The 15355-nt window shown below is 48.1% G+C and carries 13 protein-coding genes; 8 read left to right on the top strand and 5 right to left on the bottom strand.

Translation table 11 applies throughout. The features are described 5' to 3' along the window. A partial coding sequence (locus ACQY2K_RS06305) for a type IV pilin protein (RefSeq protein ID WP_428041149.1) occupies positions 1-547 on the top strand: 547 nt, incomplete at its 5' end. 597 nt (positions 548-1144) lie between these two features. On the opposite strand, the gene ACQY2K_RS06300 is transcribed toward ACQY2K_RS06305, so the two are convergent. The 3 genes from ACQY2K_RS06300 to uvrA all read right to left on the bottom strand — a co-directional run bounded on the left by ACQY2K_RS06300 (position 1145) and on the right by uvrA (position 5468). After that, positions 1145-1978, bottom strand: coding sequence for an RDD family protein (locus tag ACQY2K_RS06300; RefSeq protein ID WP_428041147.1), 834 nt, complete (start codon positions 1976-1978; stop codon positions 1145-1147). 71 nt (positions 1979-2049) lie between these two features. Continuing rightward, positions 2050-2532, bottom strand: a complete 483-nt coding sequence (gene ybaK / locus ACQY2K_RS06295) for a Cys-tRNA(Pro) deacylase (RefSeq protein WP_177745624.1) — start codon at positions 2530-2532, stop codon at positions 2050-2052. After that, the gene (gene uvrA / locus ACQY2K_RS06290; RefSeq protein WP_428041146.1) at positions 2529-5468 is read right to left on the bottom strand and encodes an excinuclease ABC subunit UvrA; all 2940 of its coding nucleotides are present in this window, start codon (positions 5466-5468) and stop codon (positions 2529-2531) included. Before uvrA ends, ybaK begins: the two co-directional genes overlap by 4 nt. A gap of 110 nt (positions 5469-5578) precedes the next feature. Here uvrA and ACQY2K_RS06285 point away from each other — a divergent pair, with 110 nt between their 5' ends. The 5 genes from ACQY2K_RS06285 (at position 5579) to ACQY2K_RS06265 (ending at position 11371) form a co-directional block, all read left to right on the top strand. Then, positions 5579-6631, top strand: coding sequence for a flippase-like domain-containing protein (locus tag ACQY2K_RS06285; protein ID WP_177745629.1), 1053 nt, complete (start codon positions 5579-5581; stop codon positions 6629-6631). Beyond that, entirely contained in the window at positions 6628-7143 is a 516-nt protein-coding gene (locus tag ACQY2K_RS06280) for a gamma carbonic anhydrase family protein (protein ID WP_177745632.1), read from the top strand. Before ACQY2K_RS06285 ends, ACQY2K_RS06280 begins: the two co-directional genes overlap by 4 nt. 1 nt (position 7144) lies before the next feature. Then, positions 7145-7510: a response regulator gene (locus ACQY2K_RS06275; protein ID WP_177745635.1), complete on the top strand. Its 366-nt coding sequence runs from the start codon at positions 7145-7147 to the stop codon at positions 7508-7510. Positions 7511-7596: 86 nt separating this feature from the next. Continuing rightward, entirely contained in the window at positions 7597-8682 is a 1086-nt protein-coding gene (locus tag ACQY2K_RS06270; protein ID WP_428041145.1) for a tetratricopeptide repeat protein, read from the top strand. Positions 8683-8854: 172 nt separating this feature from the next. Next, entirely contained in the window at positions 8855-11371 is a 2517-nt protein-coding gene (locus ACQY2K_RS06265) for a hypothetical protein (protein ID WP_428041144.1), read from the top strand. Positions 11372-11425: 54 nt separating this feature from the next. Here the strand turns inward: ACQY2K_RS06265 and ACQY2K_RS06260 are convergent, their stop codons facing one another. Next, positions 11426-11842, bottom strand: coding sequence for an FKBP-type peptidyl-prolyl cis-trans isomerase (locus ACQY2K_RS06260; RefSeq protein ID WP_177745644.1), 417 nt, complete (start codon positions 11840-11842; stop codon positions 11426-11428). 657 nt (positions 11843-12499) lie between these two features. On the opposite strand from ACQY2K_RS06260, the gene ACQY2K_RS06255 reads away from it, so the two are divergent. Next, a complete protein-coding gene (locus ACQY2K_RS06255) occupies positions 12500-13177 on the top strand; it encodes a type IV pilin protein (protein ID WP_428041143.1) in 678 nt (225 codons plus the stop codon). 57 nt (positions 13178-13234) lie between these two features. Here ACQY2K_RS06255 and ACQY2K_RS06250 read toward each other — a convergent pair whose 3' ends face one another. Next, on the bottom strand, positions 13235-14728 hold the full coding sequence (locus ACQY2K_RS06250) for an alanine/glycine:cation symporter family protein (RefSeq protein WP_428041142.1): 1494 nt from the start codon (positions 14726-14728) through the stop codon (positions 13235-13237). Between the two features lie 162 nt (positions 14729-14890). Here ACQY2K_RS06250 and ACQY2K_RS06245 point away from each other — a divergent pair, with 162 nt between their 5' ends. Further along, positions 14891-15355 carry a hypothetical protein gene (locus ACQY2K_RS06245; protein WP_428041141.1) on the top strand — a complete coding sequence of 155 codons (465 nt, stop codon included), beginning with the start codon at positions 14891-14893 and terminating at the stop codon, positions 15353-15355.

Here is a 15355-nt window from a genome sequence, read left to right as displayed (position 1 = left end):
TGAGTTGTTGGTCGTGGTCCTTATCATCGGCATTTTAGCCGCAATGGCAATGCCTTCCTACTTCAAAGCAATGGAACGCTCCCGTATGACGGAAGCCGTAACATTGCTTGCTAACATTGCACAGGCGCAACAACGCAAATATATGCAGATTAACTCTTATGCCAAAAATTACAGTGGTTTGGACGTTGCGCCGAAAGGTGCTACGGGTGGTGAGTATTGTACCAAAGGGACCTTGGCTAAGAGCGCATGTGGTAACGGTAATGGTTTCTTAGTTTCCTTGGAACAAACAAATACTACCTTAAACGAGGGTAATGCCGTAGCCAAACGCGTGGGGCCTGGAACCTTGCAATATGATTACAGTTTGGTACGCTATTATAATGGTGAAGGAACCCAATGCAACGCAGCAAACAAAAACGGTGCGGAACTTTGTATGGATTTCTGTGGCTTGGATGACACTGCTGCTGCTGACTTTAAATGTTGCAGTGACGGTACCAAAGGCAATAAACAAGGCGCTTGTGCCGAACCGACTATGGACCTCGGCAAATAATATTATTTAGCAAATGGCTAAAACCGCTCTTTCCTCTGTTTGGGAAGGGCGGTTTTTAATGGGGGGGAAATACATAAGTTTATTTTGTATTGTCATTCCAGGGCCCGCATACAAGCGGGAACCTGGAATCCAGAAATAAAATAAGGAGTTTTTCTAATAAACAGACTGGATCCCGGGTCCACGCCCGGGATGACAATTAGAAAGAGTGTTATCCCAGAGGGGAGCAGGCGGCCCGCCAGGACCCGGCGCGGAGCGTTCGGGAAACTGTCGTTTGTCTCTTTTTGAGTAACAACAGATCCTGGACTACGACTTTCCAGGATGACGGCAACGACGAACACCAGATTCCCGAGCCCTGCGGGCGGCCACTCTTTCGGGAATGACGATAAGCAAAAAAGCAAAAAGCAAAGGCAATCGTCATCCCCGAGTGTTTTTGTCGGGGATCTGTCGTTATTGTTGTTTGCACGACGGACAACGGATCCCCGAACCCTGCGGGCCGCCAAACCCTCGTGGATGACGAAGGGAAAAACCCCTTTCCCCAAACCCTGAGGAGCCATCAACCAAAGCAGAAAATAGCCGTCATTATCAAAGAAGTCGTCTTTACTTTTTAAGTGTGGAACAAATTTCCTGCCCTTGGGGGGTGCGCGGAGTGCAGGTTAAAGGGCCGCCGCCAAAGGGGTAGTAAAGCGTATAAATGATGTCCATAGCCCCGGTGCGGGCATTGGCTTGTATGCCGCCGCGTTCCAACACCAGGTCAAAGCCGCGGCAGGAAAGTTTCTGCGGGCCAATTTTCAGGCACTCGCCCGGCAACACTTGCCACTCGCGCGGGTCCACCCCCGGGCGGGATGCGGCCGCCACCTGGGCGCGGGCGGCTTCGTCCGTTTCTGCCAGTACGCGCGTGAGTTGCACATACCGCTCTGTGTGTTGATATTGCGGCAAGGCAACTCCCCACAACAAGAGAAGCACAAACACAATCGCCAATGCTACCGATACGAGCGTTATCCAAGTAAGGGAGGCTTCCTCGTCTTCTTCTTCCATTGAGTCCGGGTCAAATTCGGCAGATTTTAAAATTACCGCGCTGTGGCTGATTCGGTCGTGCAAGGTGCGTTTCTTTTTGTCCCACGCGGCTACAAAGAATCCGAAATAAAAAGTTACATTGGTTACCAGTTTGGAAACAATGCGCTCCGTGGCCTGCCAAAAGGAAAGCCGGCGGCCGCGGCGGTCCACTACCTTTATGCCCATTAATATTTTTCCTACGCTGGCTTGAAGGGGGGAACTTTCCAAGAGCGCATAATAGAGCCAAATGATGACGAGTAACACAAGCGAAACGGTGGCATAACTCTTCATCATTTGCCACAATACCCAATACAAAACAGCAAAGAAAAGAACGTCAATTAAAAAGGCAAAAAAACGTTTTCCTATTCCGGCGTACATAAGGCACCTCCCAGAACAGCATATATGTATAGTATAGGGGTTTAACGCTATTTAACAAGCCGGAAAATGAATTATAAACATAGGGGCACGTCTTGTGCGTGGGCGGCTTTTAAGAGGTCATTGGGGTTGATTTTAATTTGCAAACCGCGCAGTCCCGCGCTGACGTATATAAAATCCCACAAAATGCAGTCCTCGTGGATAAAGGTAGGAAAGGGTTTCTTCATACCCAAGGGGGAACAACCTCCGCGCATATAGCCTGTAACCGGCACGAGTTCTTTGACGTGCAGCATTTCGCACGATTTGTTGCCGCTTGCGCGGGCGGCGGCCTTCATATCCAGTTCCGCCCCGCCGGGGATTACACACACAAAAAAGCCCGTTTTATCGCCGCGCAATACTAAGGTTTTATATACTTGGTCAATGTTTTGCCCCAGGGTTTGCGCAACGTGCAGTGCGCTTAAATTTTCTTCGTCCACCTCGTAGGGGATAAGTTCATAGGAAATATTTAATTCGTCCAAGTGGCGGGCGGCGTTTGTTTTGTGAATTTTATTTTTCATTTTTTGCTTCCCTTGGCTTTTTTGGAAGATGCCTTTGGGGCGGCGGGTTTGGGGGCGTGGAGTTTTTGCTCCGGGTGCGCTGCCAAAAATTTATCCACCGCTTCCAATTCCGGCTTTAAATAACGCCCGGTATAAGATTCCTTGCACCCGGCTACCTGCCGGGGAGTGCCCGTGCAAACAATCGTGCCGCCCTTGTCGCCGCCTTCGGGGCCGAGGTCAATCAGCCAGTCGGCGGTTTTGATAACGTCCAAATTGTGTTCAATAATCAGTACGGTATTGCCCTTGTCGGCCAGGCCGTGCAACACGTGCAAGAGTTTATCAATGTCTGCAAAGTGCAAGCCGGTGGTTGGCTCATCCAAAATATAGAGTGTTTTTCCGGTGCCCTTGCGGGAAAGTTCGTCTGCCAGTTTTACGCGCTGGGCTTCGCCGCCCGAAAGCGTGGTGGCGGCTTGGCCCAGTTTAATGTAGCCGAGGCCCACGTCGTTTAGAGTTTTTAAATAGCGTTTGATTTTGGGAATAGCATCAAAAAATTCCAATGCCTGCGATACGCTCATATCCAATACTTCGGCAATATTTTTACCCTTGAATTTTACTTGTAAGGTATCCTCGTTAAAGCGTTGGCCGTTGCATTCCTCGCACTTTACATAAATGTCTGGCAAAAACTGCATTTGAATTTTTAAAATGCCGTCGCCTTGGCATTTTTCGCACCGTCCGCCCTTTACGTTAAAGGAGAAACGGCCCGGCTGATAGCCCCGGCGCTTGGCTTCGGGCATTTCGGCGAATAAGTCGCGAATATGCGAAAATACGCCCGTATAGGTGGCGGGGTTGCTGCGTGGCGTTTTGCCGATAGGGCTTTGGTCCACAATGATAACTTTATCAATGTTTTCCAGCCCTTTAATGGCTTTATGTTTGCCGGGGGCATCTTTGGCTCCGTAAAATTTTTGGGCAAGGGCTTTGTATAAAATTTGGTGGATAAGCGTGGATTTGCCCGAGCCGGACACCCCGGTTACGCAGATAAATTTGCCCAGCGGAAATTTAACGTCAATATTTTTGAGGTTGAACTGTTGTGCGCCTAAAATTTCCAAATACTTGCCGTTGCCTTTGCGCAGTTCCTCGCGCGGGAGAATCATCCGCCGTCCGTTTAAGTAGGAAGCCGTGAGCGATTTTTCATCGCGCAAAAAATCAGCTGTCGGCTCTGCCGCCACAATGTTGCCGCCGTATTCGCCTGCCGCGGGGCCGAGTTCTACTACATAATCGGCGGCTAAAATAGTGTCCTTATCGTGCTCCACAATGATAAGGGTATTGTCCAAATCGCGCAGATTTTTAAGCGTATCAATTAAGCGGTCGTTGTCGCGCGAGTGCAAGCCGATAGTCGGCTCGTCCAATACATACAGTACCCCCGTTAAGCCGGAACCGATTTGCGTAGCCAGGTGGATACGCTGGGCTTCCCCGCCCGATAAGGTTTGGCTTTTGCGCTCTAACGTTAAATAAGAAAGCCCTACGCTGTTTAAAAAATTCAGACGGGCGCGGATTTCCTTTAATACGTCCTTGGCGATAATTTTTTCCTTCTCCGTTAGTTCAATCTGTTCAAAAAAAACTTTGGCGGCGGATACCTGCATAGCCGTAATATCATTAATATTTTTGCCGTTAATGCGAACGGATAAGGCCTCGGGCTTTAAGCGTTTGCCGTTACAGGTGGGGCAAGTGATTTCGCGCATAAAGCGATTATATATTTCCTCTTTTACAAAGTCGCTTTCGCTTTCTTGGTAGCGGCGTTTTAAGTTGGTAATTACGCCCTCAAAATCCTGCTCGCCGCCCGAAATGACGGACGTATAACTGGCTCCGCCCACACCGTAGAGAATTAAATCGCGTTGTGCTTTGGGTAATTTTTTCCACGGTGTATTCATATTGATACGGCTGCGGTGGCAAATTTGTTTTAAAATATCAAAATAATAACCGCTCCACGAGGTTTTCCAACGGTGGGTGCGGGTGGTAACGGGATTGTGCCACGCGGCAATGGCTCCTTCGTTAATAGAAAGGGTACTGTCCGGCACGACCAAATCTTCGGCCACCTCTATTTTCAGCCCCAGACCGTTACAGTCCGGACACGCACCGTAAGGGGAGTTGAACGAAAAAAGACGCGGTTCCAGTTCACTAAACCCGATACCGCAATGTGCGCAGGCGTTATTTTCACTATATGTAAATTCGCGCGGCTGGTCGCCCTCGGCTTCCACAATGTGCACAAGCCCTTGTGCGTATTTTAATGCGGCTTCCAAACTTTCCACCAATCGTTCACGGTCAAATTCTTCTACAAAAATCTCGTCTGTTACCAGTTCAATGGTATGCTTTTTGTAGCGTTCCAGCGAGGGGGTATTGTCCAACGTGATGACCGTACCGTCCACGCGGGCCTTTACATAACCTTCTTTTTTAAATTTGGCAAAAAGTTCTTCGTAAGTTCCCGCCCGTCCGCGGACGACGGGGGATAAAATAAAAACGGTTTTTTCGTTAAATTTTTTTAAAATATCCTGTGCAATACCCTGTACGCTCCAAGATTCCACTTCCCGTCCGCAATGGGGGCAAAAGCGGTGTCCCACGCGGGCAAATAACAGACGTAAATAGTCGTAAATTTCCGTAACTGTGGCAACAGTGGAGCGTGGATTTTTGGACGGATTTCTCTGCTCAATGGAAATAGCCGGGGAAAGCCCCTCAATATGTTCTACATCGGGTTTTTCCATCAGTTCCAAAAATTGCCGGGCATAAGCGGACATACTTTCCACATAGCGCCGTTGCCCTTCGGCATAAATGGTGTCAAAAGCCAAAGAACTTTTACCCGAGCCGGACAGCCCGGTTACTACGACCATTTTATCCTTGGGTAATTCTACGGTAACATTTTTTAAATTATGCCCTTTTGCGCCGATTACTTTAATACTCTTCATAATGTTAAAAACCCCCAGGGGCGTCGCACTCTTTTTATAAGCGCGTAAAATGCCCTTTTTGCTTAAATAAATTATATAATTTATATATCTTTCATACCCGGAGCGCGCGCGTGAAAAAACCGCTTAAATATTTGCTCTATACCTTGGGCATCCTTTTATCCGTCGGCCTGATTGCCGTTATGATTTATCAGGCTAAGGACAGTTTTGTAAAAATTTGGCAAGGTGTCAAAACCAAATACCTCTTTTTATCTTTGTTGTCATCCGTTCTTATTTATGTGGCAATGGGGATGAGCCTTTATGAAGTGCTGCGTATTATGGGGCGGAAAGTTTCTAAAAGCGCGGCAATGGGTATCGCTCTTGTTTCCACCACGGTAAACTATATCGTTTCCTCGTTGGGGGTCAGCGGGTTTGCCTTGCGTGCCCACTTGCTAAACCGCCGCCGGGTGCCGTTCGGCACTTGCGTTACGGCCAGCATTGTCATTACGGTACTTTTGTATTTTGTGTTGGCGATTATCATTTTGCAGGGGTCGGTGCTGATGCTGTTTAATTCGTCGGCAACCACAATGCAACTGCTAAAAAACTTTTCGCTTATTATTGTAATGTGTGCGGTGTGTGTGGTGATTACGGCATTTCTGTTTAATAACGAACTGCGCTCCAAATGGTTGCGAAAATGTTTCCGTATGATGAATAAGGTGCTTTACCACGTGTTCCGCGCCTTAATTCCAAAAGGAAAATATGATGACTTTATGGACCAGTTGGACGAAGGGATAGACCTTATCCACCGCAAAAAGAATAAACTTACTATGACGATTATTTACGTCTGTGCGGATTGGCTGTTTACGATTTTTGTACTTTATTTTGCCTTCCGTGCCGTGGGCATACACATTACGGCGGGGGTGTTGGTTGCCGGGTTTGCCGTCGGTATGGTTACGACGCTAATTCCCATTTTGCCGGGCGGTTTAGGCGCTATGGAATTGGCGATGACGGCGGTTTATTCCCAAATGGGTATAGACTGGGATTCCGCCTTGATGGCTTCGCTGATTTACCGTGTGGTGTATTACATTTTGCCGGGTATTGTAAGTATTTTTATCTATTGGGGCTTGCAACTTTCGTCCCCTTCCTCGCCGCGCAAAAATAAAAAGTCCAAAGGAGCCCTGCTATGAAAGAACGCATTAACGAACAAGTCCCCAGCGTGCGCCCCAGTTGTTATGTGCATAAAACGTCGGTATTAATCGGCGACGTTACGTTAGGGGAAAATGTGTCTGTTTGGCCTTGCGCCGTGTTGCGCGGGGATATCGCTTCCATTACGGTGGGGGATAATTCCAATATTCAGGAAAATGCCTGCGTTCACGTCAATTATGATGCCCCTTGTATTATAGGCCGCGGGGTTAGTGTGGGGCACGGGGCAGTTGTGCACGGCAGTAAAATCGGCGATAATTGCCTGATTGGGATGAACGCCGTGGTGATGGAAAGTGAAATCGGCCCGAACTGTATTATCGGTGCGGGAGCAGTTGTGCCGGCTGGAAAAAATATTCCGGCGGGTTCTCTTGTAATGGGTGTTCCGGCCAAAATTGTACGCAAACTGGAAGAAGACGAAGTAAACGGTATTATCAAAAATGCCCGTGAATATGCCGGGGCTATCCGTTTGTACAAGGATAATTGCGAAGAGTTGTAATATGAAAAAAGTGGTACTTATAGAAGATTCCAAGGTGTTGGGAAACGCTCTTTGCGGTGCCTTGAAAGTGGACGGAATTGAGGTGCATTGGGCCGAAAACGGCGTGGCCGGGGTGCAACTGGCTAAGCAGATAAAGCCTAATTTGGTTCTGCTTGATTTAATGCTCCCTAAATTAAGCGGGTTTGACGTGTGCAAACTGTTAAAGACCGATAATGCCACCTGGCGGATTCCGGTGGTAATAATGTCCACTTTATCCGACCCCGAATCGCGCGACCGGGCTACGGAAGCGGGGGCTGATTATTTTATTCCCAAGCCCTATGATTTAGCCGCCACATTAGCCGAAATAAAAAAACTGTTGCAGATGTAGTTTGGCTTGTTTCCCTGCAAAAAGTACAGGGTACAAAGTTATATGGTAATGATTAAAAGTTTCAGGCCGTTAAATTAGGAGAGTATATGTCTCAATCCACAAAGAAACAAACCGCAAAATTAGATTTGGACGCTTTGGAAAATTTGCTTGATGAGGGCCGTCCGTCGGACGTTTTGGCGGTACTGGCCGAGGCCAAAAAGAAAGATGCCGCCGCTTGGTTTTTAACGGGGGAGGCGCAACGCCAACTCGGCTCCTTTGAGGATGCTTTAAAGAGTTATGCCGCCTGTTTGAAAGTAGCCGACGAGGCCGAACGCCGTATGGATGCGCTTTTGGCGATGGCGGCTTGCTACCGCACGTTGGGACACTCTGCGGCTGCGTATGAATTGGCCGAAGATGCCTTAAAAATGGCGCAGGAATTGGAATACGACGAGTTCGCCGTCCGTGCAATGCAAGAAATGGGTATGGCCTTGCGCGCTTGGGGCCGCTTGGAGGAAGCACTTGATTTGTTGGATGCCGTTTTGTCCGCCTATACACAGTTAAAGGACTATGCCGGAATGAGTTTTATCCATTGGGCCAAGGGGGGAATCTTCCGCCTGCAAGGCCATTTTGAAGAAGGCGTAGCACAGTTTAAAAAGGCTATTTCTCTTGCCAAAAAAGCGGGCGATGATATTTCCGTGGCCTACGGGCATTGCGGACTAGCCGGAATTAGCCGGATTTGCGGAAAGATTGACGAGTGTGTAAAGAATTACAAATTGGCGGAAAAAATCTTCCGCAAAAGCGAGGATGTTTTCGGCAAGGCCTATACCAACTGCGGTATGGCCAACGGCTTGCGCCAACAGGGCAAGTACGACGAAGCCCTGCGCCATTACAACGTGGCTGATAAACTCTATTCGTCTATCCACGATACGGTGGACTTGGGCTTTGTAAAATGGGGCCGCGCGGATATTTTAAAACGCAAAAACAAAATGGCCGCCGCCTTAAAAGATTTGGAAGAAGCGCGTGTTTTGTTTGACAATTCGGATGAAAAACGCGGGCAAATTCTCACAAAACTTTCTTTGGCGCAGGTGTTATATGCCTTAGGCCGCACCGATGAAGCGGAGCAACTCTACGAGGAGGGCGTATCGCAGGCGCGCGCCGAGGGGTTGCATACTTATTTGGAAAGTTACACCTGATTTAAGTTTGAAGCAGTAAAAGCCCCTAGGCCTGTTCCTAGGGGTTTTTCATTAGTTATATTTTGTTCCCTTGTAAAAGGGAAAAAGAACAACTATACTATAAATATATTCATCTGTTGTAAAAGTGCCGTAAGGCGGGTTTTACAGCGGACTATTTTCTATCGGGGAAAATATGAAAAAATATCTTTTATTATTAACCTGTTTAACACTCGCCGCCTCTGCAAGTGCGTGGGGGCTGTTGGAGGATTTGGTTTCATTTAATGGGGATCCTTATATATACAAGAAAAGTTTTTTGTATTATGTGCTGACTGCCAAAAACCCCAAGATTCGTGTGTGTGTGAGTACAGAGGGAACCAGCACCGACCCGGCCCGTCAAAAAATTACGCGGGACTATTTTGTAAAGTCCACGCAAGACGCGCTGGACCATTGGTTTGCTTTTCTTCGCGCAAACTTGGGGGAACCTCAATCGGCACAGCCAATGACTGCCAAGGGCAAAAAGAAATCTAAAAAAGAGCAAAATGTTGCTTCCAAGCCCGCCTTTTCCGTTTTTATGCCGAGTGACAGAAGAGCGGAATTTGCGGATATTTTGGCGGCCTTGCCTCGCCGTATTGAATTGCAGGTAATTAACCCCAACGGGGAGGACTGCGACAAAGAAAAGAAAGGTCAGTACGATTTGCGTATTAAATCCGCAGGAAATTTTACGCATGGCAGTATTGAACAACAAACTTCTAAGTATCGTGGCAGTGCCGGGGCGATAAAAGGTGTTTATTCTCCTATTACCACGCATTGGCAACTTTCTTTGCCGGGTAATGATGATTATTCTTATCATGAGTTGAAAAAGATGGAGGCACGGCGGGAGGGCCGTCCTTTTGTCGGTGGATATGTATTGGACTATGATATGGTGCGGGTGGGCCGGCACGAAATAGGCCATTTCTTGGGGTTGGCTGATCAGTACACAGAGGACGGAATAGATAAGGTTCACTCTTTATTGCGTGTTGAGCCGAAAAGTGTAGTGATTGGTGGCTTATCCTCTGTTATGGGCCCTTCTTCTTCCAACGATGCTACCCTTACCTGTGATGATTTGGAAGGCTTTATAAACGCGGTGGACTTTATTTGGGGTATGGAGGGAAAAAACTCCCCGCGCGTGCAAAATGGGTGGAAGAGCCTGTGCGGAAAACCTTATACCTATTTGCAGGGGATTCCCGTCAAAGATTCTGCCGATATGGCCAAGGTACAGGCCTATTTAAAAAATTGGAAACAATCTGCCGTGCAACTGGGGCAGTTGGCCCAACTGGGGCAAGAGTGGCGCGCTTATTTGGAAAAAGTCCGCAAAATGGAAGAGGAGTATGTTGATGCTTTATATACCAAACGCCAACAAATGCGGGGCGGTTTGGATAAGGCGGGGCTGGCTTTGTCCGCCGAGAGCCGGTACTTAACGCAAAAAGCGGCTAAAATCAAGGATATTATAGAACAGCAAATTGCGCCAGCGGAAGAGGCCGCGCGGGCAGGCAATATTTCAGCCCAGCAGATACGCCAGTTAGTGCAAAATTTAAGCCAATACAAGGGACAATATACGCCGGAATCCAAGGTTTTAGATGCCAAGGGATTGCTGACGGCCCAACCGTATGAGGATGACTTTTCGCCGATTACTTACCCTTGCTTGGTTTGCGGTAAACCGGTGGGGTTGGAAAATGGTTATTTAAGCCAAGATGTAAAGGTACTCGGACGTATTCGCCCCTATCATATTCATAGCGCGTGCGAAGCTAAGGCCTCTGCCTATTATTCCAAATTGGGGAACACTTACCGACATAAGGCGACCAAGCGCACAGTACCGACGTGGACACAACTGACACAATCGCAAGAGGCTAATCCTTTGTTAGCACAGTTGGAGACGGATTTTATGCCTGCTAAAAAGACGGTTCCCGTGGTGCTTGATAATCTGGACGCTAAAAAGGGTAGCGAGGTTGCTCCGCGCAAAAATCCTTTGGTGGCGTCGTTGCCAACCAAACCCGCGGGAGCAACGCCTAAACGGGCGACTCCTTCGTCAACCCCCAAAAACAGCAAGCCTGCTTCTGATGGGCACAATGCAGCCCCTGTCAAGCAGAAAGCGGAACCCGCTAAGCCCGTTGTATCTCCCGTTCAAACGCCTGTTATCGCGCCTAAGGCAAAATGCGTGGTCTGCGGACAGGAAATGGCGGACGGTGCTTTTTACACCGATTCCGTGGGCCGCACCGTGCATAAACACTCGTTGTGTGCGTACCGCTTCTTTAAGCGTTTCCACAAAACGGATGAGGATAGCCTGACCCGCTATTCGGACTATTACTTTTTCAGTATGCCTAATGATGTGGTGCAGGCCAAGGCCGATATGCGTAAACTGGATTTGACCTTTGCCGATATCCGCCGCTACCGCGCGCAGGAAGAAGCCGCCGCCGAAGATTTTAAGAAATCGCTTGAAGCGGAAAAATTGGCTAAGGCGCAAGCACAGGCCAAGGCCGAAAAATGCCGCTTGGTGATACAAGTAACTCCGGCGGATGTGCAAGCCTATGAAAAGGAAAATAAAGCGGTATTGGCCCGCGTAGCACAAAAAGAAGCAGGCGGACGGCCCCTGACCAAAAAGGAAACCTTGGTCAAACGGCATTACGCCCACTTAAAAGACAATTTGGCCCTCACGGAAGAGTGCAAGGGTTAAAATATATAAAAACCCCGGGTTTTGGCCCGGGGTTTTTTTGCAAACAGAAAGAAATTAGTTGATTTCTTTAATTTCCACGTCAAAGGTCAAATCTTTTCCGGCTAACGGGTGGTTAAAGTCCAACACCACTTCTTTATCCGTGATTTCCTTTACCACCGCGCGGAAAGTGTGTCCTTCGTTGCTGGCACCCACCATATCACCTACTTTTAAATGTTCAGCCCCGCCAATGGCTTCTTTCGGTACGCGGCGGATGGCTTCCGGCAAGACTTTGCCATAGCCTTTTTCCGGCGCAACTTTTACAGTCTTCTTGTCGCCAACTTTCATCCCGGTAAGTTCTTCTTCCAAGCCCGGAATAATGTGCCCTGCTCCGTGGGTGTATTCCAACGGGCCGCGTCCGGCGGAGGTGTCGGCTACTTTGCCGTCAACCGTAAGGGTGTAGTCAAATTTGACTTTGGAACCTTCTTTAATCATTTGTTTCTCCTTTTGGCGCCGGGTGTCCCGGGCGAAAATATAATATATTGTAACAGTTTTTTAGCCAATGCGGGGAAAGTCGGCCCGTTTGGCGGATTGGCAGAATTTACCAAACAAAACCCCCGCCCGGGTGTGGGCGGGGTTACCAATATATTGGTTGGGGGGAATCAATGCGGACCGTCCCCCATGGGTCCCCTCACGGCGGCTTTGCCTGCAATGCGCCGTATGAAAAGGTTTGCCACTAATAGTATGGCTTATTGTCCGCCCTTTCACAAGCGCAAAAACAGGTTAGATAAGCAATTTGTCGTTATTATTGTTGTCATTCCCGAGTGTTGTAGTCGGGAATCTGTTTTTGCCGTGGTTGTTCTCTTCCGAAACAACAGATCCCCGAACGCTTCGCGCCGGCTGACACTCGGGAATGACAAGAGAAAAAGACTACTTATTAAACAAGCGGTCATTCTGAACTTGTTTCAGAATCTACATCTTGGGCCGTTCGTTGTTACCGTTTTGAGTCGTTTATTTTAAAGGGGTTGTTCCGTTTTTTTTTTGTTAAAATTTTGATAATTCGCGTGGGTTGTATCCGGATGTGTCTGTCGTATAAAAATGCGTATAAAAGGCCGTTTTGCTCAAATATAAAGGCCTTAAAAGGAGGAAAAAATGAAAGGGTTTATTGAAGTTAGCCGTGCGGCTACTTGTGCTAGTGTCGTCATTCTGGAAAGTTGTAGTCCAGAATCTGTTGTTGCGAAACGGCGAGATTCCGTAACCCTGCGTGCCGCCAAACCTTACGGAAAGACGTTTGTTCGGGGTGGCCGCACGGCTTCTTGCACAATAAGTGCCGGCTTTACCCTTATTGAACTCTTGGTCGTTGTCCTTATTATCGGTATTTTAGTGGCGGTGGCGGTGCCGCAATATCAGTTGGCAGTGATGAAGAGCAGAGTGTCGGCTCTGATGCCCTTGCTTCGCTCTATCAGTGATGCGGAAGATGCGTTTTATTTGGCCAATGGCTATTATACCCATATTAAAAATTTGGACATAGCACTGCCCCAGGATTATATACATCAATATGCTGATAGAGATTTCTTTTGGGCAGATGGAACATATGTTACGCAGTGTGGAAAGGGGTGTGGTGGAGAAAATGGGCAGACTGTAACCGGTGGGTTGTATCAAATCGTAGGAAATACAGGGGCTCCCAAGGTGGCGATTACGTTTTACGGACAGTATTCCTCTGAGTATCAAAATAGGCGTGTATGCACCAGCACTACTTCCTTAGGTACAAAAGTATGTAAAAATTTAGGTGGCAAACCCATATCCAACAGGCGTTGGCTTCTCCCTTAAAGCAATAAGAAGTCTTAATAAGTCTCCCCTAGTTTTTCCGGGGGAGACTTATTATCCTTAATTTGCGTTGGGTTGTTTGCCCACAATATTTTTGATGTTTTTTCGGGTGGTTTTAATAATTACCTTGCGGAAGCACCACAACGCCCAAATGTTCGGCACAGTCATCATCGTCATTGTAAAAATGACAAGTGCCCACATAAAGCGGGTGGAACCGTTGGCCTCGGCGGTGCGCAGTAAGGAGTCGGAAATCGTCCAATCCAACGAAAAACTGGTGCCAATCCAGCCGCCCACAAAGGTCAAAATAATAAACAGCACGCGCACAGGTTTTATAAGCATATTGGAACCTTTGCACAAAAACTGCAAAGCCTTTTCCACATAATATCCCCAACCGATAATAGTCGTGAACGAAAAAATTACCAGCGAGAAAATCAAAATCGGCGTACCGATATAAGGCACCGTTTTAAACGCGCTGTTGCACAGGTTGGCGGCATAGACGTTGGGGTTTTGCCAATCTCCTGCCAGTACAATAACCATACCCGTCAGCGAGCAAATAAAAATCGCCCAAAATACAGACGTAGCCGAAATAATCGCCATTTGCGTAGCACTGCGGGTTTTGGCCGCGGCGGCAGCAATAGAGGCACTTCCAAGCCCGGCTTCGGTTGCCAGTACAGCCCGCGTAACACCTGCGCTTAAAGCGGGTACCATAGCCTGCACAATAGCCATAATGCCTATGCCGGCGGCTCCGCCCACAGCGGCCTTGCCTGTAAAAGCGCTTTTAATTATCATTAATAAAGCGGACGGAATTTCGGTAAGGTGCATACAAAGCACAATAAGGGCGAGTAATAAGTACAAGCCGCCCATAATCGGTACCAGCCACTCGGAATACGCGGCAATACGTTTTACCCCGCCGATAATCACCACGCCCGCCGCTATGGCTACAAATAAGCCGACATACCACGGGTTTAAATTGTACCCTTCGCGCAAGGCATCGGCAATAGAGTTAGATTGCAAGGCACTCCCGGCGGTTAAGGCCATTAATACCGTGCCCACCGCAAAAATAAGGGCGAGCCATTTAAACTTTAAAATGCGGGAAAGGTAATACATCGGCCCGCCCACATATTCGCCGTCCGGCAGGCGCACGCGGTATTTAAAGGCCACCATACATTCGCAGTATTTAATGGCAAAGTTGAAAAATCCCGCCACCACCATCCAAAACAGCGCCCCCGGGCCACCCTCGGCTACGGCGGTGGTTACGCCGATAATGCTCCCGGTGCCTACGGTTGCGCCAATCATTACGGCGAGGGAGCCGAAACTGCTGACCATCCCCTCGGATTCTACTTTTTTAACCGACAGTTTCATTGCCGGCCAAGTGTATTTTTGTAGAAAATGCAAGCGGATAGTAAAATAAATACCTAAAAAAAGCAGGATAATAATCATTGGCGGACCCCACACCAAAGTGTTAAATCCGTTCATTACGTCGTACATATGCTGCAAGGTTGGCGCCGTCGCAAATGCGCAAACCGCTGTCCATAATTGTTGCAGGCTTTCCATTGTGTTTTTTTCTTCCTCCCAAACGGTACAACTTTTTTATTGTACTAAAATATAAGAGGAAACCTGCGAAAAATTTATAAGGGAAACCTTTCCAAATCCACGCAATATGATATATAATTTAGTAACGCGCGGGTTTGCCCCGCATTAATAAGGAGACGGGTTATGAAGAAACTTTTACTCGCGGCCTTTATCGCCGCTTTCGGCGCCGCCGCTTGCTCTTCCGGCAACGCCAACACCAAAACTGCGGATTCCCGCAACAAAGCATCCGCCAAGAACGCCAAATACCAAATTATTGACCAGGAGTTTGACAACCTGTTGGCGCCTGAGGCCGATTACGACACGTTGCCCGCCTATGAATTGCAGGCCTGCGGCGATTCTTATCTGCCGCCCGCCGAACAAACGGTAAGAGGGGCCAAAAAGCCCGCTGCTAAGGTGGTTAAAAAATCGACTGCCAAAAAGAAAACGTCCAAGAGTTCTTCCAAAACCACTACGACCAACAAAAAGGTAGTAAACAATACCAATATTTATTATTTAGACGGTTCCGCACCGAATACGTCCACCTCGTCCACCAGCACGACGACCACTACTTACACTAGCGACGAAGTTGCGCCGGACACCTTGCAATAA

This window comes from Candidatus Avelusimicrobium fimicolum, from assembly GCF_021632165.1.
GTDB lineage: Bacteria > Elusimicrobiota > Elusimicrobia > Elusimicrobiales > Elusimicrobiaceae > Avelusimicrobium > Avelusimicrobium fimicola.
The sequence above is the reverse complement of the archived record's forward strand: the minus strand, read 5'-3'. Positions and strand labels throughout refer to the sequence as shown.

Coding starts and splice junctions, on each gene's coding strand:
- ACQY2K_RS06300 (WP_428041147.1), bottom strand. CDS start 1,978: ATGTACGCCGGAATAGGAAAACGTTTTTTTGCCTTTTTAATTGACGTT.
- ybaK (WP_177745624.1), bottom strand. CDS start 2,532: ATGAAAAATAAAATTCACAAAACAAACGCCGCCCGCCACTTGGACGAA.
- uvrA (WP_428041146.1), bottom strand. CDS start 5,468: ATGAAGAGTATTAAAGTAATCGGCGCAAAAGGGCATAATTTAAAAAAT.
- ACQY2K_RS06280 (WP_177745632.1), top strand. CDS start 6,628: ATGAAAGAACGCATTAACGAACAAGTCCCCAGCGTGCGCCCCAGTTGT.
- ACQY2K_RS06275 (WP_177745635.1), top strand. CDS start 7,145: ATGAAAAAAGTGGTACTTATAGAAGATTCCAAGGTGTTGGGAAACGCT.
- ACQY2K_RS06270 (WP_428041145.1), top strand. CDS start 7,597: ATGTCTCAATCCACAAAGAAACAAACCGCAAAATTAGATTTGGACGCT.
- ACQY2K_RS06265 (WP_428041144.1), top strand. CDS start 8,855: ATGAAAAAATATCTTTTATTATTAACCTGTTTAACACTCGCCGCCTCT.
- ACQY2K_RS06260 (WP_177745644.1), bottom strand. CDS start 11,842: ATGATTAAAGAAGGTTCCAAAGTCAAATTTGACTACACCCTTACGGTT.
- ACQY2K_RS06255 (WP_428041143.1), top strand. CDS start 12,500: ATGAAAGGGTTTATTGAAGTTAGCCGTGCGGCTACTTGTGCTAGTGTC.
- ACQY2K_RS06250 (WP_428041142.1), bottom strand. CDS start 14,728: ATGGAAAGCCTGCAACAATTATGGACAGCGGTTTGCGCATTTGCGACG.
- ACQY2K_RS06245 (WP_428041141.1), top strand. CDS start 14,891: ATGAAGAAACTTTTACTCGCGGCCTTTATCGCCGCTTTCGGCGCCGCC.